We start from the raw sequence: 22,267 nt of genomic DNA, 5'->3' as shown, positions 1-22,267 counted from the left end.
AATCAATTTTAAGTTCTGATTTGATGCAAGATGCACGCCAACTTTTATGACTAAAGCTTATTTATTGCGATGAAATGCAGAAATGTGCCACAGCGACACAATTCATCTTAGGTATAGCGGATTAAATTGAGGCTGTAAATCTAAAATGTTCTATTTTGGTGCGCGCGCAAATATGTTGTATATTTTATGGCGTTATTTTAGTGCATGATGCAAAGAGTCAGGTTTTCAACTATTTTTATGATGCGAAAAGACATACAATACGCGCATTCTAGTAGAGCGAAAATTCATGAAGTCCCCCAAAGTCGGTTTTGTATCTTTAGGTTGTCCTAAGGCATTGGTAGATTCTGAACGTATTTTAACCCAGTTAAAGACTGAAGGTTATGACGTCGCTTCGGATTATGACGGTGCTGATTTAGTTGTAGTAAATACCTGTGGTTTCATTGAATCCGCAGTGCAAGAATCGCTAGACGCGATTGGTGAGGCGATGAGCGCGAATGGTCGCGTTATCGTAACAGGCTGTCTAGGTAAAGACGAAGACAAGATTCGCCAGATGCATCCAAATGTCCTGAAAGTGACAGGTGCAGCGGCATATAAAGATGTTATGGATGCGGTTCATCAATACGTGCCTGAACCGCCAAAACACAATCCATTTATTGATTTAGTTCCAGAGCAAGGCATCCGCCTAACGCCTAAACATTATGCCTATTTGAAAATATCGGAAGGCTGCAACCATCGTTGTACTTTCTGTATTATTCCAAGCATGCGTGGTGATTTGGTCTCCCGTCCAGTTGGTTCTGTGCTTGAAGAAGCCGCAGCGCTGAAACGTGCCGGTGTTAAAGAAGTACTCGTTATCTCCCAGGATACTTCTGCTTATGGCCTGGACACCAAATACAAGCTGGATTTCTGGAACGGCCAGCCAGTGAAAACCAAATTCTATGACATGTGTGAAGCACTCGGTCAGTTGGGAATCTGGGTGCGTTTGCATTATGTTTATCCATATCCGCATGTCGATGCCGTGATTGATCTGATGGCTCAAGGCAAAATCCTGCCTTATCTGGATATTCCATTTCAGCATGCGAGTCCAAAAATTCTCAAGCTGATGAAACGTCCTGCGCACAGTGAAAACACACTGGAGCGATTGAATATCTGGCGTGAAAAATGTCCTGATCTGGTTATCCGTTCAACATTTGTGGTGGGCTTCCCGGGTGAAACCGAAGAAGACTTCCAGATGCTGCTCGATTGGCTGAAACAAGCTCAATTGGATCGTGTAGGTTGCTTTACCTATTCACCAGTTGAAGGTGCGACAGCAAACGATTTGCCAGACCACGTTCCTGAAGGAATTAAACAAGAGCGTTATGAGCGTTTCATGCAGGTTCAGCAAGAAATCTCGGCAGCGAAACTCCAAAAACGTATTGGTCAGACCATGACCGTGCTGGTAGATGATCTGGAAGAAGAATTCCCGGTGGCAGTTGCGCGTTCTTATGCAGATGCACCTGAAATTGATGGCAATGTTTTTGTTGAAGATATCGATAAAAGCGTCATTAAGGCAGGGGATTTGCTTGAAGTCGAGATTACCGATGCAGACGAGTACGATCTGTATGCAAAACTCATTTCAGTCAAATCTGCTTAAGATTTTGAATTAAAAAAATTTAAATTGAATACTTTGGAGTTTGATGATGTTGGATTCTAAAAAGCCACGCTTTGGTCGCATCCTGTTAAAGCTTTCTGGTGAAGCATTGGCAGGCAATAAAGACATGGGAATCGATGCACAAGTGCTCGACCAGATGTCGCTTTCTATTGCGCACCTTGTGGGTTTAGGCGTACAAGTAGGTATCGTGGTTGGTGGTGGTAACCTGTACCGCGGTAGCCAGCTGCAAAAAGACGGTCTGGTTGGCCGGGTCACTGGCGACCAGATGGGTATGCTGGCAACCGTGATGAACGGTCTGGCACTACGCGACGCTTTGGTGCGCCGTAATATTAAAACCCGTTTGATGTCTGCACTGCCAATTGGTGCAGTGGTTGAGTCTTACTCGAGCCGTGATGCGATCCGTCACCTGACTCAGGGTGAAGTGTGTGTATTCGTGGCAGGTACAGGTAATCCATTCTTTACCACAGATACCGCAGCATGTTTGCGTGGTATTGAAATCGAATCAGATTTGATTTTGAAAGCCACTAAAGTCGATGGCGTATATAACAAAGATCCAAGCAAATATGACGATGCGGTTAAATATGACACTTTAACCTTTGATCAGGTGCTGGATGAAAAACTGGGTGTCATGGACTTAACTGCGATCTGTTTATGTCGTGACCACAATGTGCCACTACAAGTATTCGATATGAATAAATCTGGCGCATTACTTTCAGTGGTGATGGGCGAAAAAGAAGGGACTCACGTTACCAATTAATGACGTGAGCACCAAAGCGCTTTATACTACGCGCTAATTTAGCAATTAACTTTTTTAGAATTAAGTAAGGAAGATCATATGATTAACGATCTTAAAAAAGACAGCGAAGACCGTATGAACAAAACTCTAGAATCTCTAGAGCATGGTTTTGCAAAAGTTCGTACCGGTCGCGCGCATCCATCTATTTTAAATAATGTGATGGTTTCTTACTATGGTTCAGACGTTCCATTGAACCAGGTGGCAAACGTTGGTGTTGAAGATTCACGCACCCTGTTGGTTCAACCGTTTGAACGTTCAATGGTGGCTGCAATTGATAAAGCGATTCGTGAATCTGACTTGGGTCTTAACCCGATTTCAGCAGATGCGATCCGTGTACCTATGGCAGCACTCACTGAAGAAACACGTCGTGACATGCAGAAAGTTGCCCGTACTGAAGCAGAAAATGCAAAAGTGGCAATTCGTAACATTCGCCGTGATGTATTGGGTGATATCAAAGCTTTATTGAAAGAAAAAGAAATTTCTGAAGATGAAGAACGTCGTGCTGCTGATGAAATCCAGAAAATTACCGACAAATTTGTTGCTGAAGTTGACAAACGCTTGGCTGCGAAAGAAGCTGAATTGATGAAGGTCTAATTCATCGATGACCGCTGCTGAAGAAAACCCCTGTCTTCCGAAACATGTTGCCATCATTATGGATGGCAACAATCGTTTCGCCAAAAAAAATCAGATGCAGAAAGGTGATGGACACCGTGAAGGAAAAACGGTTCTGGATCCGATTGTAGAACACTGTAGAAAAAGAAATATCCAGGCTTTAACTGTTTTTGCCTTTTCCAGTGAAAACTGGAATCGTCCACAGTTTGAAGTCGAATTGCTCATGAAACTCCTGCTTGACACGATTCATGAGCAACTCCCCCGCATGGAAAAATTCAATATTGCCTTACGTTTTATCGGTGATCGCAGCCGTTTGTCCGCTGAATTGCAGGGACTCATGTTGCAAGCCGAACAAAGGACTGCTAATTTCAATAGTATGACACTCACTATTGCAATCAGTTATGGCGGTATGTGGGATATGGCACAAGCTGCAAAGCAAATTGCCAGTGATGTTTTAACAAATAAATTAGATCTTGATGCAATTGATACTGATGTATTTGGTCAATATGTCAGCCTCGGTGACTTACCAGCAGTTGATCTGCTGATTCGTACTGGCGGAGATTTCCGTCTGTCGAATTTTCTGTTATGGCAGGCAGCCTATGCAGAGCTTTATTTCACTGAGACGCTGTGGCCAGAATTTACCGTTGAAGAACTTGATGATGCACTTGCCGTATTTGGTGGGCGTGAACGTCGTTTCGGTAAAACATCAGAGCAGGTTCATCAGGAAAAACTTGAGAATTAATACATGTTTGAGCGGATTATAACCGCATTGGTGTTGGTAGCAGTTGTACTGAGCTGTATGTTTGCTACTGAATCACATTATCCAATGTTTGTATTGATGGTTCTTGCTGCCGGGGTTGCCGGTTATGAGTGGTTTAAACTCATGCCGCGAAAATTTAAGCAGGTCATCAAGCCCGTTGCATGGGGATATGGGGTGCTGACCGCGGCTCTATCAGCATTGGCATTGTATTTTGCTGAAGTCGCTTTGTTGTTATGGGTGGCTTCTATTATTACCTGGTTACTCAGTATTTACTGGGTCAAGTCTTATCCTGAGTATGACGGCTGGTACAATACAAGCCTAAATGGCATTGGTGTAGTGCTGATTTCTGCTGCTGTCACCGCAATTTTCTCGGTTTGGCAAAGTTCACCGTGGTGGTTGATGTACCTGTTTTTACTGGTATGGGGCGCAGACAGCGGTGCGTATTTTGTTGGCCGTAAATTCGGTAGGAAAAAACTTGCACCAAATGTCAGCCCAAACAAATCTGTAGAAGGGCTGTATGGTGGTGTGGTCACCTCAATGCTGATTGTGATTGCAGTTGCTTTGCTTTATCTGGAGATGACCTGGCCAGAACTTATTTTATTCCTGACCTTATCGGTGATCACGGTCTTCAGTTCAGTACTGGGAGATCTGTTTGAATCCATGATCAAACGACGTGCCGGTATTAAAGACTCGGGCCGTATTTTACCGGGTCATGGTGGGGTGCTGGATCGTATTGATTCTTTGCTTGCTGCAGCTCCAATCTTTGCGGCAGGTATTGCTGTTCTAAAACTTATTGGTGTAGATTTATAAATGTCACAAGCGGTTTGTATACTGGGTGCTACAGGTTCTATTGGTCAAAGTACTTTAAAAATCTTGCAGCGACATCCTGAAGCGTACTCGGTTTTTGCTGTAACCGCGCAAAGTCGTATTGATGAGCTGGTCAAGATTTGCCAGCAATATCGCCCTAAAGTGGCGGTGGTGCCTGCGGCAAAAGTGGAGGAGTTTTCAAAACTCCTTCAGCAACATGGTCTGGCTGATATTGAAATTCTGCAAGATGAAGCCGGTTTAATTGCTGTGGCTGAACATGCGGATGTCGATATTGTCATGGCTGCCATTGTCGGTGCTGCCGGATTGTTGCCGACACTGGCTGCAGTAAAAGCAGGCAAGCGCGTACTGTTGGCCAATAAAGAAGCTTTGGTGATGTCCGGTGACATCATGATGCAGGCTGCACGCGATCATGGTGCATTGTTGCTTCCGGTGGATTCCGAACACAATGCGATTTTCCAGTGTTTACCACAGCACTATTTTGAGGCAGAGCGTCATGGCAAGCCCAAGCTGGGTGTCTCGCAAATTTTGTTAACTGCATCTGGTGGGCCGTTTCTCAATCATAGTCTACAACAGCTTGAAGATGTGACGCCTGCACAGGCCTGCAAGCATCCCAACTGGTCAATGGGCCAAAAAATTTCGGTCGATTCAGCGACTTTAATGAATAAAGGTCTGGAATTGATCGAAGCCTGTCATTTGTTTGCAGTTCAAGAACAATTTGTTACAGTCGTGGTGCATCCACAGAGTATTATTCACTCCATGGTTCAATATGTAGATGGTTCAACTTTGGCACAAATGGGTAATCCGGATATGGGCACACCTATTGCACATGCATTGGCATGGCCTGAGCGAATCAGTACGCATGTACCACCCTTAGATCTGTTTATGCACTCGCAGCTTAACTTTCAGGAACCGGATGTGATTCGGTTTCCTGCATTAAAGTTGGCGCGTCAGGCGATGCAGAGCGGCGGGATTGCACCCACGATTTTAAATGCGGCCAATGAAATTGCAGTTGACGCATTTTTACATCAGCAAATTAGGTTTACCCAAATCCCTCAAGTGGTTGAGCATGTCCTGAATCAGATGGATAATCAGCCGGCAAATGATCTGGAGGCTATCTTGCAGGCAGATCAAATGGCACGAGGTTTATCACAGCAGTATGTTGTGAATAAAGGAAGTTAAGACATGAACGCCTTGTTTATTATTGCAGCCGCAATCCTGTTACTCGGTCCCTTAATTGCGATTCATGAGTTTGGTCACTATATTGTGGCGCGTAAACTGGGCGTTAAAGTGTTGGTGTATTCGATTGGTTTTGGACCAACGCTGTTAAAGTGGACCTCAAAAAAATCTGGCATTCAATATCAGCTATCCGCCTTACCTTTAGGCGGTTATGTGAAAATGCTGGATGAACGTGAAGGCAATGTTGCTGAAGAAGACTTGCCCAAAGCATTTAACCGTCAGCATCCCTGGAAACGGATTGCCATTGTGGCAGCGGGACCATTGATCAACCTCATTCTTGCGGTGCTGTTATTCTGGGTGCTGTTTTTACCGGCACAAGAGCAGCTGAATACCCGCGTTGGTAAAGTTTTACCAGATACGCCGGCTGCAACAGTACAAATGCAGCCGGGTGACAAAATTGTTGCTGTGGACGGGACTCCAGTCGAAACCTGGGAAAAACTGAGTTATGCGCTGGTGGATCGTGTGGGTGAAACCGGTGTAGTGTCTATTCAGGCAGAACGTGCCGGGGAAAACAAGCTGTTCCAGTTACCGATTCGGGACTATTTAAAAGACCAGAGTCAATCTCCGTTAGACAGTCTGGGCTTCTTGCCTTATCGACCGGAAATTCCGGCTGTGATTAGCAAGCTGACTGAAGATGGTGCAGCAATTCGCCAAGGCCTGAAGCAAGGTGACAAAATTCTGGCCATTGATGGTGTCCAGATGAAAGACTGGTTTGATGTGGTACAAATTGTACAGGCATCACCAGAAAAGTTATTGAAGATGGATGTATTGCGCGAAAACCAGGTGGTGCAACTTGAAGTGATGCCACAGGGCAAGCGTGACAATATGGGCAATGTCACGGGTATGCTCGGTGTACAAAGTGATCCCGGTAAAATCTCGATTCCTGCAGAATATAAGCAGACCATTCACTACAATCCAGCTGAAGCACTGGTGATGGCATTTGATAAAACGGTGCACTTATCTTCGATGATTCTGAACTCGATTGTCAAAATGGTACGTGGCATGATTGGACTGGATAACTTATCTGGACCGATCACCATTGCCAAAGTCGCAGGACAAAGCGCAGAAATGGGTTGGGAAACTTTTATTTCCTTTATGGCGCTAATGAGTGTAAGTTTAGGAATATTAAATCTACTGCCGATTCCAATGCTTGATGGCGGACATCTGGTTTACTATTTTGTTGAATTAATTCGTGGTAAACCTGTTTCCGAACAAATACAATTGGTTGGACTAAAAATTGGTATGGTACTGCTCGGCAGTATGATGCTTCTGGCATTATTTAATGATTTTATGCGTTTATAACAACGTAGATGGAATAAATTAACAGCGGAAAAGACTGGCATGCAGCACACACATTTATTTATGCCTCTGGCACTCGTTAGTGCAATGGCAGTAGCACAACAAGTATATGCAGCAGATGAATTCATTGTACAAGATATAAAATTTGATGGATTAGTGCGTTTAACTCCTGAGAATGTATATGGCCTCGTGCCAATTAACAGTGGTGATCGGGTCAATGATCCGGTCATTGCCAATGCAATTCGCAGTTTATATGCATCAGGCTTATTTGATGACATCAAAGCTGTTCAGCAAGGCAATACTCTAGTTTTTCAGGTGGTAGAGCGCCCAGTCATTTCGAAAATCGAACTGAAAGGCAATAAGCTGATTCCAAAGGAAGCACTTGAAGATGGCCTGAAAAAAATGGGTCTGGCTGAAGGTGAAGTGCTGAAAAAATCTGCTTTACAGACAGTCGAAACCGAGCTTGAACAGCAATACATGCAGCAAGGTCGCTATGATGCGGATGTTACAGTCACGACGACAGCAAGACCGAATAACCGAGTTGAATTGCTGATTGATTTTATTGAAGGTAAAGCCGCAAAAGTTTTTGATATCAATATCATTGGCAATACTGTTTTCAAAGAATCAGATATTAAACAGGCATTTGCTGTTAAAGAAAGTAGCTGGAACTCGGTGATTTCACGTAATGACCGTTATGCACGTGAAAAAATGGCTGCAAGCCTTGAAGCATTGCGTGCTATGTATCTGAACCAGGGTTATATTAACTTTAATATTACCAATTCCAGTTTGAACTTGAGTGAAGATAAAAAGAATGTCTTTATTGAAGTGTCTGTAGATGAAGGCGAGCAATTTAAATTTGGTCAAACCAAATATTTAGGTGATGCACTTTATCAAACTGAAGAATTGCAAGCCTTACAGCTGTTTAAAGAAGGTGAAACTTATTCGCAAGAAAAAGTAAATGTGGTTAAGCAGCTATTACAGCGTAAATATGGTAATGCTGGTTATTATTATGCAGAAGTGAATATTGTTCCTCAAATTAATAATGAAACCAAACAGGTTGATTTAAATTACTACATTAACCCAGGTCAGCAAGTTACAGTACGACGTATTAATTTTACCGGTAATACCAAAACTGCAGATGAAGTGTTGCGTCGTGAAATGCGCCAGATGGAAGGTGCTTTAGCCAGTAATGAAAAAATTGACTTGTCTAAAGTCCGTCTGGAACGTACCGGTTTCTTTAAAACAGTTGATATTAAGCCTGCACGTATTCCGGGTTCACCGGATCAGGTCGATCTAAATGTCGCAGTAGAAGAACAGCATTCAGGTACCAGTACCTTGGCGGTGGGTTTCTCGCAAAGTGGCGGTGTGACCTTCCAGGCAGGTTTAAGTCAAACCAACTTCCTGGGCACTGGTAATAGTGTATCGATCGACTTGTCGCGTTCTGAAACCCAAGATTATTATAACCTGAGTGTGATGGACCCGTACTTTACCATTGATGGTGTACGTCGCGGTTATAACATGTACTACCGCAAGACCAAGCTAGACGATGACTATAACGTCAACAACTATGTGACGGACAGTTTTGGTGGTGGAATTAACTTTGGTTATCCAATTGATGAAAACCAGAGTGTTAGTGCTGGTTTAAATATCGATCAAACTAAAGTGACAACAGGTCAGTTTGTATCTACGTATGTTCGTGATTATCTAGAAGCGAATGGAGGGAAGAGTATTGATACCAATACATTCCAAACATGTTCAATTGCTAATCCGGGTAATGACCCTGCATGGACATGTCCAGAGGGTAGTGTAGTCACCAATAGTTATGAAAGTGAATTTGAAGGTAAATTCTTAACATATAACTTAAATTTAGGCTGGTCGTATAATACCTTAAACCGTCCGATGTTCCCGACTAATGGTATGTCACATCGTATTAATGCAGAAGTTGCATTACCGGGTAGTGAAGTGGAATATCAAAAAGTGACTTATGATGCTCAGGCCTTCTTCCCGTTAGGTAAAGACTTTGTTCTGCGCGGTTATGGTAAGTTGGGCTATGGTAATGACCTGCCATTCTATAAGAATTTTTATGCCGGTGGTTTTGGTTCGGTGCGTGGCTATGAAAATAGTACCTTAGGTCCAAAATATGATGGTGTATATTTTAGTGAAAGAGGTGAGCCGGATCCTTCACCTGAAGAAGTAGGTGGTAATGCATTGGTTCAGTTTGGTACTGAGCTAGTACTGCCAGTGCCATTTAAAGGCGATTGGGCGCGTCAGGTTCGTCCGGTTATCTTTGCAGAAGGTGCGCAGGTTTTTGATACCAACTGTGATGTGCCTGCTCCAGACAGTAATCTTATTGTAGGTGGTACTACTTATAATGCTCGCCAATACTGTAAAGATAACTTCGGTTTCGATGCAGGCAATATGCGTTATAGCGTTGGTGCCGGTTTCACCTGGATTACCATGATTGGCCCATTGTCACTGAGCTATGCTTATCCGTTGAATAAGAAAGACGGTGATGAGACCAAAAATATCCAGTTCGAAATCGGACGTACTTTCTAAGATTATGATCTGGTCTTGAATATAGATTTTGCTCATGAAGTTGCGAGGCTTTATGAGCAAATTTTTTTGAATGAGTAAGAATATGAAAAAAATGATCATGGCGATGAGCCTGGCTTTGGCAAGTGTTGCACCGTTAACTCAAGCAGCTGGTATTGGTGTGATTGACTTGGAGCGTGTTGTTGAAGGCAGTACTTATCTGAAACAGCAAAACACGGCATTTCAGCAAAAAATTCAGCCACAAACCAGCAAGATTGAACAACTCAGTAAAGAACTGGAAGCTTTGCAGCAGCGTGCTCAGTCTAATACCAAACTGAGCGATGCTGAAAAGCAGAAGATGTCTACGCAATATCAGGCTAAATTTCAGGAATTGAATCAGTTGCAACAATCTGTGCAGAGTAATGTTCAAAGTTCGATTCAGCAGATTCGGACGGTATTTGATGCACGTGTAAAGCAAATTACTGAACAATTGCGTAAAGAAAATAACCTGGATGTGGTTTTAAATAAAAATTCAGCACTTGCTTATGACGCTAAATATGATTTAACTGATAAAATGATTCAAAAGGTTAATGCAATTAAGTAATCAATGAATCATCAACAGCTTCAGTTAGCTGACCTTGCTCGCCTGGTTCAAGGCGAGTGCGTAGGTCAGGCAGATTTGCGTTTGAGCGCTTTGGCCAGTCTTGAGCATGCGACATCGCAAGATTTGGCATTCGTCAATGCAGACAAATATGTAGAGCAAGCCAATCAAAGTCAGGCAGCTGCTTTAATTGTCACTGCTGAACTGAAACAACAAATAACGTCACATCAGAACTTTATTGTTGTTGCAAATCCTTATCTGGCTTTTGCGATCCTGACCCATGTATTTGAGAAAAAAAATACCCAGCGTGGTATCGAAAGTACTGCTCAAATTCATCCTTCAGCGATCATCGCCGATGATGCGTATATTGGACACTATGTGGTGATTGGCGAGCATTGTGTTGTGGGCGCCAATACCGTGATTCAGCCTCATGTACATGTCGATAATGATGTGGAAATCGGTCAGGACTGTTTTATTGATGCGCATGTGACGCTGACGGGTGGCGCCAAAATTGGCAATCGCGTTCGTATTCATGCCAATACCGTGATTGGCAGCGAAGGTTTTGGTTTTGCACCTTATCAAGGTAAATGGCATCGTATTGCCCAGCTTGGTTCTGTGCGTATTGCTGATGATGTGCGTATCGGGTCAAACTGTAGTATAGACCGCGGTGCATTGGATGATACGATTTTGCAACAGGGTGTGATTATTGATAATCTTGTGCAAATCGCGCATAACGTCAAGATTGGTGCCAATACCGCACTCGCAGCAAAATGCGGAATCGCCGGAAGCACTACAATTGGCAAAAACTGTGTATTTGCAGGTGCGGTGGGGGTAGTAGGCCACATTAATATCGCAGATAATGTCACAATTACTGGCATGTCAATGGTGACAAAAAATATTTCTGAGGCGGGCAGTTATTCTTCTGGCACACCTATGTTGGAAAGTTTGCACTGGAAACGTGCTGCTGTGCGTTTTAAACAATTAGCAGATGTGCCATTGACCCAGGTGATGAAACGACTAGATCATATGCAATCTCAAATTGAGTCCATTGAATCAACATTTAAGTTGCGTAAATAATTATGATGACAGAGTCGAATTTGCCTACATTCACGAAACCTGAATTGCCAATGAATATTCAAAAGATTCGTGAATATTTGCCCCATCGTTATCCATTTTTATTGGTTGATCGCGTGGTCGAGATTACCGAAAATGGCATTGTTGGTTATAAAAACGTCTCAATTAATGAAGAGTTTTTGCAAGGCCATTTTCCGAATTATCCAATTATGCCGGGTGTGCTGATTGTTGAAGCACTGGCACAAATCTCGGGAATCTTGGGTTTTGTGATGAACAATGAAACACCAAGTGCGGGTTCATTGTTCCTTTTTGCCGGTGCGGAGAAGGTTAGGTTTAAAAAACAGGTGGTTGCAGGCGATCAATTGGTATTAAAAGCTGAATTGGTGATGCAAAAGCGCGGCATTTACAAATATAATTGTATTGCCACTGTAGATGGCGTCGTCGCAACAACCGCGGAAATTATGGTTTCGCATCAAAAAGTCGAGCAGGCATGAGCAATAATCCCCTTATTCATCCAACTGCCATTATTGACGCATCAGCAGTCATCGCTGCTGATGTAGAAATTGGTCCATACTGTATTATTGGGCCAAACGTCACTATTGGTGCGGGTAGCAAACTTCATTCACATGTAGTGGTGGGTGGCTATACGCGTATAGGTGAATATAATGAAATTTTCCAGTTCGCCAGTGTAGGCGAGGTTTGTCAGGATCTTAAGTATGCCGGTGAAGAAACCTGGCTTGAGATTGGCGATCACAACAAGATCCGTGAGCATTGTAGTTTGCATCGTGGTACCGTTCAGGATCAGGGTTTAACCAAGATTGGCAGTCATAATCTTCTAATGGTCAACACCCATATTGCCCATGACTGCATGGTCGGTGATCACAATATCTTTGCCAATAATGTCGGTGTGGCTGGACATGTTCATGTCGGGGATTATGTGGTCATTGGTGGAAACTCAGGGATTCATCAATTCTGCAAGATTGACTCTTATAGCATGATTGGCGGAGCATCACTGATTTTGAAAGATGTGCCGGCCTATGTGATGGTGTCAGGTAATCCTGCGCACGCTTTTGCTATGAATATTGAGGGAATGCGTCGTAAGGGCTGGTCTAAGGCCATAATTGACGGTTTGCGTACTGCCTTTAAACTGATTTATAAATCAGGTTTAACCACGCAGGAAGCAATCGAGCAGATTCGTAAAGATATCTTGCCGGAAGTTGCCGAAGCACAACGTTTGATTGATTCTCTTGAACAATCCAAGCGTGGTATTGTGCGCTAAAATATTTCAAGTAAAAAAAGACACCTTTAAGGTGTCTTTTTTATTGCTGAATTAAGGGTTATCTAGAAGATTATTACTTAAAAAATTTAGCTTCTTCAGATTGCGGGTAATTACTGAGTAATTTGTTCTTGTACTGGGTGGCAATGGCCGGTTTTTGCTCGACGTCCTTGCTAATGTTATGCAGTTGATAAAGCGCACGCGAAGCACGGGTCGACTTTGGATAGCGGTCTGCCACAATGGTGTAATTGCGTTTTGCTTCTTCAAAATTTGGCGGATCGATGGCCAGATTGAATTCTGCTAACCAGAAATAGGCATTGCTGATATACACACTATTCGGATTGTTTTTAATAAAGTTCTGCATGGGTGCAATGGCTTTGGCTGCACCGCCATTTTTATAGGCATCTAAGGCTACTGTATAGGCTGCTTTGTCCAGCTCGGTGGGCTGTTGTCCGCTGCTCGCTGTATTGATCTCATTCGCATTTAAACTGGGAGAACTATCCTGTGGGTTGTCCTCCGTTGGGTTTTCTTCAGCCGGTTCAATTTTTTGCTGTAACAGTTCCAGGCGCTGATCGAGATCGGCATAGCGATTGGTCAGTTCGCTTTTCAGTTGGGCAATTTCATTTTCCTGTTCTTCCATTTTGCCGCGCAAGATCCGCAGATCACTTTCCAGTTGCTGGTTTTTTTGCATAATCTGCCAGCTGGTATTGGTTTGCACAGGTGTCGATACGCCGGCAGAACTCGCAGACTGGGTATTCATTGACGCTTGATTGGCAGTCTGGCTCAAGCCACGCGATTCAATTGGAATATTGGCAAATAGCGGTGTGGTAAAGAGTGCTGTCACTGCACACAATACGGTCTTTTTAAACATCATAAAATTTCCATAATTCTTTGTGAGATACGTATCCGCTGCTCATCTTTTAAAGAAGATCATTCATATACATTGCACACATTAAAAACGGCATTTTTAGAAATTGCAACAAGGTTTTACAAAGATCATGCGAATCTGGGTGTTGATGGATTGATTGTGAAGATCGCCTGAAAATCAGCAGAAACATTAATATTGTTTTTAAAATAATCAAACGGATAGCTTGATGGATTATTTTAAGGAACAAAGCTTGCAACTTGATTAAAAATCTCTATACTCTGTTTTTGTAATGGTAGCCCTGCTGGTTACTTCGCAATTGTACTCTATGAACCCCGCCAGGACCGGAAGGTAGCAACGGTAATAGAACTATGATGTGCCGGAGCTTTGCTGGTAGGGTTGCCACCATATTTTTCAATAATAAAAACATTTTATCCCAGCCTATTAATCTCAAAGCTCACTTCTAATATCAGCTAATTTTTAATATTTTATTATCCCGATAATTCGTTCTGCTAGCGAACTGATTTTCTCATTTTAAGATCAATCTGCAAACACTTTTGTAATGGGTCTATTAATGAATCTGAATACAAATTAATCTTCCACTTTACGGTTAATCGCCTTAATAATCGTATCCATTTCAAAACCACGGTACATCAGAAAACGGATCTGTTTGGCCTTGAGCTTCGGATCTTTAGTAACTTCCGCCCCATATTTTTTGACTTTCAGCGCATAGGCTTGCTGCACCCAGTCAGTTTCTTTCAGTTCTTCTGCGATTAAAGCCGTATCAACTTTCTTGTTTTTTAATTTCATTTTAATCTGATTGGGGCCTTTGCCTTTACGCTTTTGGCTCGACAGCATGGTTTCTGCGACACGCTGATCACTCTGGTAATTCTCTCGTGATAATTCTTCAACTAATTCCAGTACTTCATCGCGATCCTCTGCATATAGGCATAGCTTCTCGATCAGTTCGGCTTTGGCATATTCCTTGCGGGTCAGTACGGCAAAAGCATACGAACGCAAACGTGAGCCAGTTAAGCCCGGTTTTTTCTTTTCATCATCAGGGGTATCAAACAGGCGCTCTTCTGAGTCGAAAGTGGGTTTTTGTTTCGATATGTTTTGCTGGGTCGCTTGATCATCAGCATCTCCAAATTTCTGTTTTAAAGTTTCATAATCGAGCAGTTTGCTGAATTTTGCCTCTGACATCTTTCTCTCGCATTTTATCATCTACCCATAATAACAAAACGCCCCGTAGGGCGCTGTGTCGTGATGTTTAAAGACTAGGCAAATAATAGATTAGGCATCTAAAAGATCTGCTTCTTCTTTATTATCTTCTTCAGTGATCACGGCTTTGGTCAGCAGTTGCTCGCGAATCAGCTTTTCAATGGTTTGTGCCATTTCTTTATGCTCTTCCAGATAACGGATGGTATTGTTCTTACCTTGGCCAATTTTGTCGCCTTGATAAGAATACCACGCACCGGCTTTCTGCACGATTTCTTGCTGTACAGCAAGATCGATCAATTCACCTAGATGGTTCACGCCTTTGCCGTACAGAATCTGGAACAGCGCTTCTCTAAATGGAGGTGCCATTTTGTTTTTCACGACTTTGACTTTGGTTTCAGAACCAACGATCTCGTCACCTTCTTTCACCTGACCAATACGACGGATGTCTAGACGTACAGATGCATAGAACTTCAATGCGTTACCGCCAGTCGTGGTTTCCGGGCTACCGAACATGACACCAATCTTCATACGAATCTGGTTAATGAAGATCACCATACAGTTGGAACGCTTGGCATTACCGGTGATTTTACGCAGTGCCTGGCTCATCAAACGGGCTTGCAGACCCATATGCGAGTCACCCATTTCGCCTTCAATTTCCGCACGTGGCGTTAGAGCAGCTACAGAATCGACCACGATCATGTCAATTGCACCAGAGCGTACCAGCATATCTGCGATTTCAAGTGCCTGTTCACCGTGATCGGGCTGCGATACCAGCAGGTTATCAATATCTACGCCAAGTTTACGCGCATATTGCGGATCAAGTGCATGTTCGGCATCGATAAATGCACATGTACCACCGGCTTTTTGACATTCTGCAATTGCTTGCAGGGTCATCGTGGTTTTACCTGATGATTCAGGACCATAAATCTCGACGATACGGCCCTTCGGTAGGCCACCAATACCGAGTGCGATATCCAGGGTTAAAGAACCTGTAGATACTGCTTCAACAGCCTGAACGGTATTGTCACCAAGACGCATGACTGTATTTTTACCAAACTGTTTTTCAATCTGGCTTAAGGCAGCATTAAGCGCCTTGTTTTTATTCTCATCCATCTTACAACCTCAATACGATGTCACTCAGTTAGTACTCAAGTGGATGTCTTAAATTAGAGCTTTGTTCCACAGGCGTATAGTGACAGAATTTTCCCTAGTGTTCTATCAATGTCAGCGCATGTACGACACATTCTGACGCTTGAATTTAATCGTCATTATACGACCATGACTGATCAAAACTCTGACTATTTTCATTTTTAAATTTACTGATATCCCGGCGATCTTTCTTGCTTGGACGATGATCGGGACGAGCTAGATTATGCAACTTTCTTTGTGAGGTAATCAATTCCCGTCGAGCAATACTGACTTCGGTTTCTTCATACAGTTTTTGTGCCACAGGTGCAGGGCCGCGAACATCAGAAAGTTCTTTAACCAGGACAGTTTTCTTGTCGATGCCTTGCTGAATCGTCAGTTCCATGCCAACACGGACTTCGCGTGATACTTTGACACGTTCACCATTGTGGTGGACTTTACCACCTTCAATTGCATGTTTGGCAATGGAACGGGTCTTGAAAAACCGTGCTGCCCAAAGCCATTTGTCTATACGCATGCCTACCGCATCTTCGGGTAAAGACGATTTACGCATATTTTTTCTCTACCTCAGCCTGATTTAAATAAGTGATTAAATCTGTTAATTGGTGCAGCATCGGATAATTGCAAGTCTCGCGTGCGACTTTGGCCGAGGAGGGGTGCTGGATACTGAACAGGTTTTCAATCCCGTAGGCTTTGGCACCATTCAGGACTTTTTCGGTATCATCAATAAAATAAGCATGTTGCGGATCGAAGGGATGCATGGCATTCAAGCCTTGCCAGAATTCAACAAATTCTTTGGCATGCCCAATCGTTTCTGAACTGACAATCACATCAAAATAATGGCTTAAATTTAAGTGATCCAGTTTAAAGGCCAGTCCGGCACAATCGGCATTGGTGGCCAGCCAGATCGGGTAGCCATTCGTTTTCAGATAATCCAGTAATTCGAGACAATACGGGCGTAAGGCGACTTTGTCTTTATGTTCAATCTGCATCGCCAGAACATCAACTTCGACTTTAGCCGTCCAGAAGCGTGAGGAGTACCAGTTTAGGGTATGATTATGTTCCTGATAGAATGCGGAGAGGGTCGCCTGACTGTGTTCTATGCTACAGCCATGTGTCTCGGCATAACGGACAGGCAGCAACTCATTCCAGATGAAATCATCGTAGGCAAGATCAAGTAAAGTTCCATCCATATCGAAAATTATGGTAGGTTTTTCAGAGCATTTTGACATATTTAGGTTTTCTATGTTTAAAGCAATAGCAGCACCACAAGATCCGATGATTTTGCAGTTTGTGCCCATTTTGACACAAGCCTGTGAAATTTTGCGAGAAGAATATCAGCGTTATTGTTCTGGTGCGGCTTTTGATGTCATCCAAAAAAATGATAATTCTCCGGTAACTCAGGCAGACTTAAGGGTCAATACTTTTCTAACTCAGGCTTTGGCAGATATTTCAGACTTGCCTTTATTGTCAGAAGAAGGAAAAGAATATGAGCGTCGTTCATGGCCAGAATTCTGGTTATTAGATCCGCTAGATGGCACCAAGGAGTTTTTGCATCAGCGGCCTGAATTCACCATCAATTTAAGTTTGGTTCGTGGAAGTTTGACGACTTTTGCCATATTGGCAGTACCAGAACAGCAACTGATTTATTTCTGTGCAGAGCAGGGGCTGCCTTATAAATATGATATTCAGCGAGATACGTGGTTTGGCTATGAAGCAGCGCCAACAGACCAACGAATTGCGATTGGTCTGAGTCAAAGTAGCCAGCAGAAACCGAAATATGTCGACTATTTACAGCATCTGGCCAAACTTACCGAATATACAGAGTTCAAAGCGGGCAGCGCCTACAAGTTTTGTATGATGCTGGAAGATCAGGTGGATATCTATCCACGTTTTCACCCAACTTCGGAATGGGACACCAGTGCTGGTCAATGTATGCTCGAACGGATTGGTGGTGGTTTGGTCGATTTAAAAGGGCGGCCATTTATTTATAATCATCGCGATACCTTACTCAATGGCGGATTTATTGCCTATAAAAATAATAATATGAAAAATATTGCATTACAGGCGGTGGCTGACATGCAGGCCGAGCATTGAGCAAAATCCTGAGCATGGTATAGTGATGATTAACTCATTACCAATCCAGTTGGCTGTCACGTGTCCCTGAAACTGCTTCCACCGAGTATGTTAAGTGCAATTGATTTATTGCCTGATGTACAGACGCCTGTCACCTTATTCACACGCCATTCGGTTCGTGAAGATGTTCCGGGTCAAGGTCTGGCAGGTTATGACCTGCAATTGACTGGTCAGGGGCGGGATCTGGCACAGGAATGGGGTGCTTATCTGGCTGATCAGACAGATCGTGTAATTCATCACTGTATTTCGAGCCCGATCCAGCGCTGTATTGATACTGCTGCGCTCATGATTGAAGGTGCAGATGCGGTTACCCCTGAACAGAATACCCATCGTATTGAAATTATCGAACAGGGATTGCTGGTCGAGCCGGGCAGTTTTGTGCTGGATATTCAAAAAGCCGGTCCTTATTTTGCCAAGCAGGGCGCTCTCGGTTTTGTGAACAGTTTTGTGAATAATGCCTTGCCGGGGATGAAACAGCCGATTCATGGTGTGGTGGATGTGCTGGAACTGATTTATAACACCCATCCGCAAAATAAGTATGGGCTGAGTCTGGCGGTCAGTCATGACACGATTCTGGCAGCGATGATTGCCGTAATGTCCGGGCGTCAGGACATCAGCCGAGAAGACTGGCCTAAAATGATGGAAGGTCTGTTTGTCTGGTTCGAGGGCGATGTTTTTCTGGAATCAAAACTGAAATGGATCTGGCGTGGTCAGGTACATGAGCTGGATATTGCTGATTTTAAGCGTTCCCAGTAATTTTAATTCAATAGGTATTCATTTATCATAAAGGAAGCCCAATCGCAGATATGATTGGGCTTTTTACATATAGGTCTGTTTTTTTCTAAATATTGGCTTTTAAACGCTGAGGATAGGCATTGAGATCAAGCAGGTCACCTGTATCATTCAGCGGCCAAAGAGGACTATTGACTGGAACCTGTTGCTGATGAATGCGACTATATTTGTCGGCGGCGATCAGTGTTGCGATGTCATGTTCCGGAAGGCTGTAAGCTGCAAAGACTTGTTGGGGATAGCGGGTGCGTATATAAAAATCTACTTCATTTTCACCCTTATATCGGGCAAAGATATATTCTACTGCGGGCAAATACACACCATAGCCTAACCAGGCATCTACGCCTTGAGATGCCTGAAGTTCAGCAGTGCCTTTCATATTGGAAATCACCCGGCCTAAAATGTCTTTTTCACCTTGAGTCTTAAAGTATTCAATATATTGCTGTTCGATTGCTAGAAACTTCTCTAAAGATGGTAAATATTTTGTAATCATGGTTTTTATTCCCTTCACAGCCAGCAAAATAGTGACAAGCTTAAAATTATAGTGATGTAAGCAATATGATTGAGAATACCATAATTTTTATATGGGATTGTATCAGAGTAAAAAATTGAAAATAAAAATGAGAAAAATACAGAATCATTTTTTAGCAGACACAAAAAAAAGCCCTAAAAAGGGCTTTTTTCATTGCAACAAATTAGTTAGCTAATGCTTTAACTTGTGCGTTCAAGCGGCTCTTGTGACGAGCTGCTTTGTTTTTATGGATGATGCCTTTGTCAGCCATGCGGTCGATTACTGGAACAAGCGTTTTGTACGCTTCAGTAGCAACAGCATAGTCATTAGTGCCGATAGCAGCTAATGTACGTTTAAGATAGGTACGAACCATAGAACGCAAGCTTGCGTTGTGTTTGCGTGCTTTAACGTTTTGACGAGCACGTTTTTTAGCTTGAGCAGAGTTTGCCACTCGTGCACTCCTTGAAATAGATTGGTCTGGGCGGGCTGAAACTCAACTGAAAACCATCATCAGAGGAATTATCACCAGCCCGTAAACAAGTGCCATATTTTGATTAAACTGAGCACCGAAGTCAAGTCTTGACATGCTTTGACAACATTTTAGATGCAGAAAAATTCTAAAGAAAACGTTAGATTAGTATTCTACCTAGGAGATCGTATAAAAAATGACTAAATCGCTGATTCATCCCATCGTCATAGGTGCCACCGGTTTGGTGGGAAAACAACTCTTAAAACGTCTGCAAGACGAGCCAACTTGCCAGCATATTACTGCAGTGGTCAGAAAATATCAAAATGATCTGGATAGTTTGGATAAAGTCCAGCAATTGGTACTTGAAGATTTTCTGATGCTGAATGATCAGGATGTCAGCGAGCACAGTCACGGTTTTAGCTGTTTGGGCAGTACCATGAAACAAGCCGGATCCAAGCAGGCCTTTTATAATATTGATTATACTATTAATGCCCATTTTGCCGAATTGCTGCAACAGACTTCAGCGCATTACTTGCTGTTGAGTGCGATGGGCGCCAACTCCCAGTCTCATTTTTATTATAATCAGGTTAAAGGCCAGCTAGAAGAATATGTACAGACCTTGAGTCTGGATAAAATCAGCCTGATTCGGCCTTCATTATTAATTGGCGAACGTCCCGAGCAGCGTTTTTTGGAGGATGCCGCACAGCAGGTTTATCATAAAATATCGCGTTTTATTCCGGATAGTTTTGCGTATAAGCCAGTGACAGCCGATCAGGTGGCTCATACTATGGTCGAGGCCGCGCTAACTCAGACGGTAAAATTTGAAATTTATGATAATTTACGCATACAAAAAATGAAATGAGGGGAAAACACCGTGTCTACAGCAGCATTTGTCACCTGTGACTTGTTAGATGATCATCCAGACCTAGAGCTTCAGGTGGTGACACCTTGCCTGGACGGTAAATTTTTTAAGAGTTATGGGGCGCGCAAAACCTTTGGCGGTCAGATTGTGACAGTAAAATGTTTTGAAGATAACTCACGGGTGAAAGAGTTATTGGCCACAGATGGAACGGGCAAGGTACTGGTGGTCGATGGCGGTGCATCGATGCGCTGTGCCTTGATGGGTGACCTGATTGCAGAATCAGCGGTAAAAAATCACTGGAATGGCGTGATTATTTATGGTTGTGTGCGTGATGTCGATGCGATTGCTGAATTAGACCTTGGCGTACATGCCTTGGCGGCTATTCCGCAAAAGAGTAATCGCAAGGGTGTGGGTGAAGTTGATATCTCTCTCTGTTTTGGTGGTGTAACGTTTAATGCTGGCGATTATGTCTATGCAGACAATAATGGTATTGTGGTGTCCAAAACAGCCTTAGTGGCTTAATCGGCTAGAATCTGCATTTCTGCATGCAAGAATAACAACAAAACTCATTTGTACCCTGAAAGACAGGATGCTTAGATTCTGTCTTTCATTCATATAAAACAAAAATAGGAAAATACTATGTTGAGTCATCAAATCAAGGTTGCACAAGCATTAGCCTCTTCAGTCGCCCAAGGAGGACGTGGCATGGTTGGAACGCCATTTCCGAATCAGCCTGAAAAATCAATTAAGCTCTATGAATTTGAAGGTTCACCTTTTTGTCGTCGGGTGCGAGAAGTGCTGACCTTACTTAATTTGGACTATGAAGTTTATCCGTGCCCTAAGGGTGGTACGAAATATCGTCCGGTCGTAAAACAGTTGGGCGGCAAGACTCGCTTTCCATTTTTGGTGGATGAAAATACAGGCGATCAGATGTATGAGTCGCAAGATATTATCCATCATCTCTTCAAGCATTATGGCAAAAGTGGCAAAACGCCAAAGAAATATGCAACTTATCCGAAAATTCCAGTCGCTGCTTTTGCTGGAACGATTATTAATGGTGCGCGCGGAGTCTGGATCAATAAACAGGTGGTTGATCGTCCGGCACCGGAACAGCTATTGGAATTATGGGGTTTTGAAGCCAGTCCTTTTGTCCGAGTGGTACGTGGCGTTCTCTCAGAGCTTGAAATTCCCTTTGTTTTTCATAATGTCGCCAAAGAACGTTGGCAGGATTATGGGCCAGCCAAGTTGCGCTTAAGACCGGGGAAATATGAACCACTACCAGGCGGGAAGCGTGAACATTTATTTGAAATGATGGGAAATAATATTCAGGTTCCTTATCTGGTCGATCCAAATACAGGCGTGAATATGTTTGAATCAGCTGAGATTGTAAAATATTTAAAACAGCAATACGGCGCCGCTTAAAATATTCAGCCTATTAAAACTCTAAAATTGTGCTTAAGAAATGCCATTCACTGCGTAGATGGCATTTTTTTATGCTGGTTTTAAGCAGACGGTATTTAGAATATCCCTATGAGGCTAGAAAGAAATAGCATAAAAATGAAATAAATCATGATTTTTAGAGTTTTTTTGGTTATATTTTACTCTT

24 protein-coding genes and 1 other RNA gene are annotated in these 22,267 nt (G+C 43.0%); 18 read left to right on the top strand and 7 right to left on the bottom strand.

The window, feature by feature from the left end; all coding sequences use genetic code 11:
• The first annotated feature begins 286 nt into the window (after positions 1 to 286).
• The 12 genes from rimO (at position 287) to lpxA (ending at position 12,665) form a co-directional block, all read left to right on the top strand.
• Positions 287 to 1,630 carry a 30S ribosomal protein S12 methylthiotransferase RimO gene (gene rimO, locus FTU40_RS03605; RefSeq protein ID WP_180039806.1) on the top strand — a complete coding sequence of 448 codons (1,344 nt, stop codon included), beginning with the start codon at positions 287 to 289 and terminating at the stop codon, positions 1,628 to 1,630.
• A 46-nt stretch (positions 1,631 to 1,676) separates the two neighbouring features.
• Positions 1,677 to 2,405 carry a UMP kinase gene (gene pyrH, locus FTU40_RS03600; RefSeq protein WP_004279886.1) on the top strand — a complete coding sequence of 243 codons (729 nt, stop codon included), beginning with the start codon at positions 1,677 to 1,679 and terminating at the stop codon, positions 2,403 to 2,405.
• Between the two features lie 78 nt (positions 2,406 to 2,483).
• Positions 2,484 to 3,038: a ribosome recycling factor gene (gene frr, locus FTU40_RS03595; protein WP_005096705.1), complete on the top strand. Its 555-nt coding sequence runs from the start codon at positions 2,484 to 2,486 to the stop codon at positions 3,036 to 3,038.
• Positions 3,039 to 3,045: 7 nt separating this feature from the next.
• Entirely contained in the window at positions 3,046 to 3,798 is a 753-nt protein-coding gene (gene uppS, locus FTU40_RS03590; RefSeq protein WP_005096706.1) for a polyprenyl diphosphate synthase, read from the top strand.
• Between the two features lie 3 nt (positions 3,799 to 3,801).
• Complete coding sequence (locus FTU40_RS03585) at positions 3,802 to 4,626, top strand: phosphatidate cytidylyltransferase (protein ID WP_074382864.1); 825 nt, start codon at positions 3,802 to 3,804, stop codon at positions 4,624 to 4,626.
• Complete coding sequence (gene ispC, locus FTU40_RS03580) at positions 4,627 to 5,823, top strand: 1-deoxy-D-xylulose-5-phosphate reductoisomerase (RefSeq protein WP_005171243.1); 1,197 nt, start codon at positions 4,627 to 4,629, stop codon at positions 5,821 to 5,823.
• Between the two features lie 3 nt (positions 5,824 to 5,826).
• Positions 5,827 to 7,182 (top strand): RIP metalloprotease RseP, encoded by a 1,356-nt coding sequence (gene rseP, locus FTU40_RS03575; RefSeq protein ID WP_100355037.1) that lies wholly within the window; start codon positions 5,827 to 5,829, stop codon positions 7,180 to 7,182.
• A 39-nt stretch (positions 7,183 to 7,221) separates the two neighbouring features.
• A complete protein-coding gene (gene bamA, locus FTU40_RS03570; RefSeq protein WP_005171238.1) occupies positions 7,222 to 9,735 on the top strand; it encodes an outer membrane protein assembly factor BamA in 2,514 nt (837 codons plus the stop codon).
• A gap of 82 nt (positions 9,736 to 9,817) precedes the next feature.
• Positions 9,818 to 10,315, top strand: coding sequence for an OmpH family outer membrane protein (locus tag FTU40_RS03565; RefSeq protein ID WP_180039804.1), 498 nt, complete (start codon positions 9,818 to 9,820; stop codon positions 10,313 to 10,315).
• Positions 10,316 to 10,318: 3 nt separating this feature from the next.
• On the top strand, positions 10,319 to 11,389 hold the full coding sequence (gene lpxD / locus FTU40_RS03560) for a UDP-3-O-(3-hydroxymyristoyl)glucosamine N-acyltransferase (protein ID WP_005096712.1): 1,071 nt from the start codon (positions 10,319 to 10,321) through the stop codon (positions 11,387 to 11,389).
• A 5-nt stretch (positions 11,390 to 11,394) separates the two neighbouring features.
• A complete protein-coding gene (fabZ, locus tag FTU40_RS03555) occupies positions 11,395 to 11,880 on the top strand; it encodes a 3-hydroxyacyl-ACP dehydratase FabZ (protein ID WP_171063349.1) in 486 nt (161 codons plus the stop codon).
• Positions 11,877 to 12,665, top strand: a complete 789-nt coding sequence (gene lpxA / locus FTU40_RS03550; RefSeq protein WP_074382858.1) for an acyl-ACP--UDP-N-acetylglucosamine O-acyltransferase — start codon at positions 11,877 to 11,879, stop codon at positions 12,663 to 12,665. Before fabZ ends, lpxA begins: the two co-directional genes overlap by 4 nt.
• Positions 12,666 to 12,738: 73 nt before the next feature.
• Here the strand turns inward: lpxA and FTU40_RS03545 are convergent, their stop codons facing one another.
• A complete protein-coding gene (locus FTU40_RS03545) occupies positions 12,739 to 13,536 on the bottom strand; it encodes a YbgF trimerization domain-containing protein (protein ID WP_074382857.1) in 798 nt (265 codons plus the stop codon).
• A gap of 293 nt (positions 13,537 to 13,829) precedes the next feature.
• Here FTU40_RS03545 and ffs point away from each other — a divergent pair.
• Positions 13,830 to 13,926: signal recognition particle sRNA small type (ffs, locus tag FTU40_RS03540), an RNA gene on the top strand.
• 192 nt (positions 13,927 to 14,118) lie between these two features.
• Here ffs and FTU40_RS03535 read toward each other — a convergent pair.
• The 4 genes from FTU40_RS03535 to FTU40_RS03520 form a co-directional block, all read right to left on the bottom strand.
• Entirely contained in the window at positions 14,119 to 14,730 is a 612-nt protein-coding gene (locus FTU40_RS03535) for a regulatory protein RecX (protein ID WP_074382856.1), read from the bottom strand.
• Positions 14,731 to 14,820: 90 nt separating this feature from the next.
• Positions 14,821 to 15,861: a recombinase RecA gene (gene recA, locus FTU40_RS03530; protein WP_005096717.1), complete on the bottom strand. Its 1,041-nt coding sequence runs from the start codon at positions 15,859 to 15,861 to the stop codon at positions 14,821 to 14,823.
• Positions 15,862 to 16,006: 145 nt separating this feature from the next.
• Positions 16,007 to 16,447 carry an RNA-binding S4 domain-containing protein gene (locus FTU40_RS03525; RefSeq protein WP_005096718.1) on the bottom strand — a complete coding sequence of 147 codons (441 nt, stop codon included), beginning with the start codon at positions 16,445 to 16,447 and terminating at the stop codon, positions 16,007 to 16,009.
• Positions 16,440 to 17,126: an HAD-IA family hydrolase gene (locus tag FTU40_RS03520; RefSeq protein WP_180039801.1), complete on the bottom strand. Its 687-nt coding sequence runs from the start codon at positions 17,124 to 17,126 to the stop codon at positions 16,440 to 16,442. Before FTU40_RS03520 ends, FTU40_RS03525 begins: the two co-directional genes overlap by 8 nt.
• 13 nt (positions 17,127 to 17,139) lie before the next feature.
• Between FTU40_RS03520 and FTU40_RS03515 the strand changes: the two genes are divergently transcribed.
• Positions 17,140 to 17,991: a 3'(2'),5'-bisphosphate nucleotidase CysQ gene (locus tag FTU40_RS03515; RefSeq protein ID WP_180039799.1), complete on the top strand. Its 852-nt coding sequence runs from the start codon at positions 17,140 to 17,142 to the stop codon at positions 17,989 to 17,991.
• A gap of 60 nt (positions 17,992 to 18,051) precedes the next feature.
• Entirely contained in the window at positions 18,052 to 18,786 is a 735-nt protein-coding gene (locus FTU40_RS03510) for a phosphoglycerate mutase family protein (protein ID WP_034608526.1), read from the top strand.
• An 85-nt stretch (positions 18,787 to 18,871) separates the two neighbouring features.
• On the opposite strand, the gene FTU40_RS03505 is transcribed toward FTU40_RS03510, so the two are convergent.
• Both FTU40_RS03505 and rpsT read right to left on the bottom strand, forming a co-directional pair.
• On the bottom strand, positions 18,872 to 19,312 hold the full coding sequence (locus FTU40_RS03505) for a hypothetical protein (protein ID WP_180039797.1): 441 nt from the start codon (positions 19,310 to 19,312) through the stop codon (positions 18,872 to 18,874).
• A 202-nt stretch (positions 19,313 to 19,514) separates the two neighbouring features.
• The gene (rpsT, locus tag FTU40_RS03500; RefSeq protein ID WP_005171172.1) at positions 19,515 to 19,781 is read right to left on the bottom strand and encodes a 30S ribosomal protein S20; all 267 of its coding nucleotides are present in this window, start codon (positions 19,779 to 19,781) and stop codon (positions 19,515 to 19,517) included.
• 214 nt (positions 19,782 to 19,995) lie between these two features.
• On the opposite strand from rpsT, the gene FTU40_RS03495 reads away from it, so the two are divergent.
• The 3 genes from FTU40_RS03495 to FTU40_RS03485 all read left to right on the top strand — a co-directional run bounded on the left by FTU40_RS03495 (position 19,996) and on the right by FTU40_RS03485 (position 22,083).
• Positions 19,996 to 20,661 (top strand): NAD(P)H-binding protein, encoded by a 666-nt coding sequence (locus tag FTU40_RS03495; protein WP_180039795.1) that lies wholly within the window; start codon positions 19,996 to 19,998, stop codon positions 20,659 to 20,661.
• 12 nt (positions 20,662 to 20,673) lie between these two features.
• On the top strand, positions 20,674 to 21,183 hold the full coding sequence (gene rraA, locus FTU40_RS03490) for a ribonuclease E activity regulator RraA (RefSeq protein ID WP_180039793.1): 510 nt from the start codon (positions 20,674 to 20,676) through the stop codon (positions 21,181 to 21,183).
• Positions 21,184 to 21,300: 117 nt separating this feature from the next.
• The gene (locus tag FTU40_RS03485) at positions 21,301 to 22,083 is read left to right on the top strand and encodes a glutathione S-transferase N-terminal domain-containing protein (protein WP_180039791.1); all 783 of its coding nucleotides are present in this window, start codon (positions 21,301 to 21,303) and stop codon (positions 22,081 to 22,083) included.
• Positions 22,084 to 22,267 lie beyond the last annotated feature (184 nt).

The organism is Acinetobacter sp. YH12100 (genome assembly GCF_013419135.1).
In the GTDB taxonomy this organism is placed as follows: domain Bacteria; phylum Pseudomonadota; class Gammaproteobacteria; order Pseudomonadales; family Moraxellaceae; genus Acinetobacter; species Acinetobacter pseudolwoffii.
The sequence above is the reverse complement of the archived record's forward strand: the minus strand, read 5'-3'. Positions and strand labels throughout refer to the sequence as shown.

What these genes read in the sequence shown, in the direction of transcription:
- rimO (WP_180039806.1), top strand. Translation starts at nt 287, where the DNA reads ATGAAGTCCCCCAAAGTCGGTTTTGTATCTTTAGGTTGTCCTAAGGCA.
- pyrH (WP_004279886.1), top strand. Translation starts at nt 1,677, where the DNA reads ATGTTGGATTCTAAAAAGCCACGCTTTGGTCGCATCCTGTTAAAGCTT.
- frr (WP_005096705.1), top strand. Translation starts at nt 2,484, where the DNA reads ATGATTAACGATCTTAAAAAAGACAGCGAAGACCGTATGAACAAAACT.
- uppS (WP_005096706.1), top strand. Translation starts at nt 3,046, where the DNA reads ATGACCGCTGCTGAAGAAAACCCCTGTCTTCCGAAACATGTTGCCATC.
- FTU40_RS03585 (WP_074382864.1), top strand. Translation starts at nt 3,802, where the DNA reads ATGTTTGAGCGGATTATAACCGCATTGGTGTTGGTAGCAGTTGTACTG.
- ispC (WP_005171243.1), top strand. Translation starts at nt 4,627, where the DNA reads ATGTCACAAGCGGTTTGTATACTGGGTGCTACAGGTTCTATTGGTCAA.
- rseP (WP_100355037.1), top strand. Translation starts at nt 5,827, where the DNA reads ATGAACGCCTTGTTTATTATTGCAGCCGCAATCCTGTTACTCGGTCCC.
- bamA (WP_005171238.1), top strand. Translation starts at nt 7,222, where the DNA reads ATGCAGCACACACATTTATTTATGCCTCTGGCACTCGTTAGTGCAATG.
- FTU40_RS03565 (WP_180039804.1), top strand. Translation starts at nt 9,818, where the DNA reads ATGAAAAAAATGATCATGGCGATGAGCCTGGCTTTGGCAAGTGTTGCA.
- lpxD (WP_005096712.1), top strand. Translation starts at nt 10,319, where the DNA reads ATGAATCATCAACAGCTTCAGTTAGCTGACCTTGCTCGCCTGGTTCAA.
- fabZ (WP_171063349.1), top strand. Translation starts at nt 11,395, where the DNA reads ATGACAGAGTCGAATTTGCCTACATTCACGAAACCTGAATTGCCAATG.
- lpxA (WP_074382858.1), top strand. Translation starts at nt 11,877, where the DNA reads ATGAGCAATAATCCCCTTATTCATCCAACTGCCATTATTGACGCATCA.
- FTU40_RS03545 (WP_074382857.1), bottom strand. Translation starts at nt 13,536, where the DNA reads ATGATGTTTAAAAAGACCGTATTGTGTGCAGTGACAGCACTCTTTACC.
- FTU40_RS03535 (WP_074382856.1), bottom strand. Translation starts at nt 14,730, where the DNA reads ATGTCAGAGGCAAAATTCAGCAAACTGCTCGATTATGAAACTTTAAAA.
- recA (WP_005096717.1), bottom strand. Translation starts at nt 15,861, where the DNA reads ATGGATGAGAATAAAAACAAGGCGCTTAATGCTGCCTTAAGCCAGATT.
- FTU40_RS03525 (WP_005096718.1), bottom strand. Translation starts at nt 16,447, where the DNA reads ATGCGTAAATCGTCTTTACCCGAAGATGCGGTAGGCATGCGTATAGAC.
- FTU40_RS03520 (WP_180039801.1), bottom strand. Translation starts at nt 17,126, where the DNA reads ATGTCAAAATGCTCTGAAAAACCTACCATAATTTTCGATATGGATGGA.
- FTU40_RS03515 (WP_180039799.1), top strand. Translation starts at nt 17,140, where the DNA reads ATGTTTAAAGCAATAGCAGCACCACAAGATCCGATGATTTTGCAGTTT.
- FTU40_RS03505 (WP_180039797.1), bottom strand. Translation starts at nt 19,312, where the DNA reads ATGATTACAAAATATTTACCATCTTTAGAGAAGTTTCTAGCAATCGAA.
- FTU40_RS03495 (WP_180039795.1), top strand. Translation starts at nt 19,996, where the DNA reads ATGACTAAATCGCTGATTCATCCCATCGTCATAGGTGCCACCGGTTTG.
- FTU40_RS03485 (WP_180039791.1), top strand. Translation starts at nt 21,301, where the DNA reads ATGTTGAGTCATCAAATCAAGGTTGCACAAGCATTAGCCTCTTCAGTC.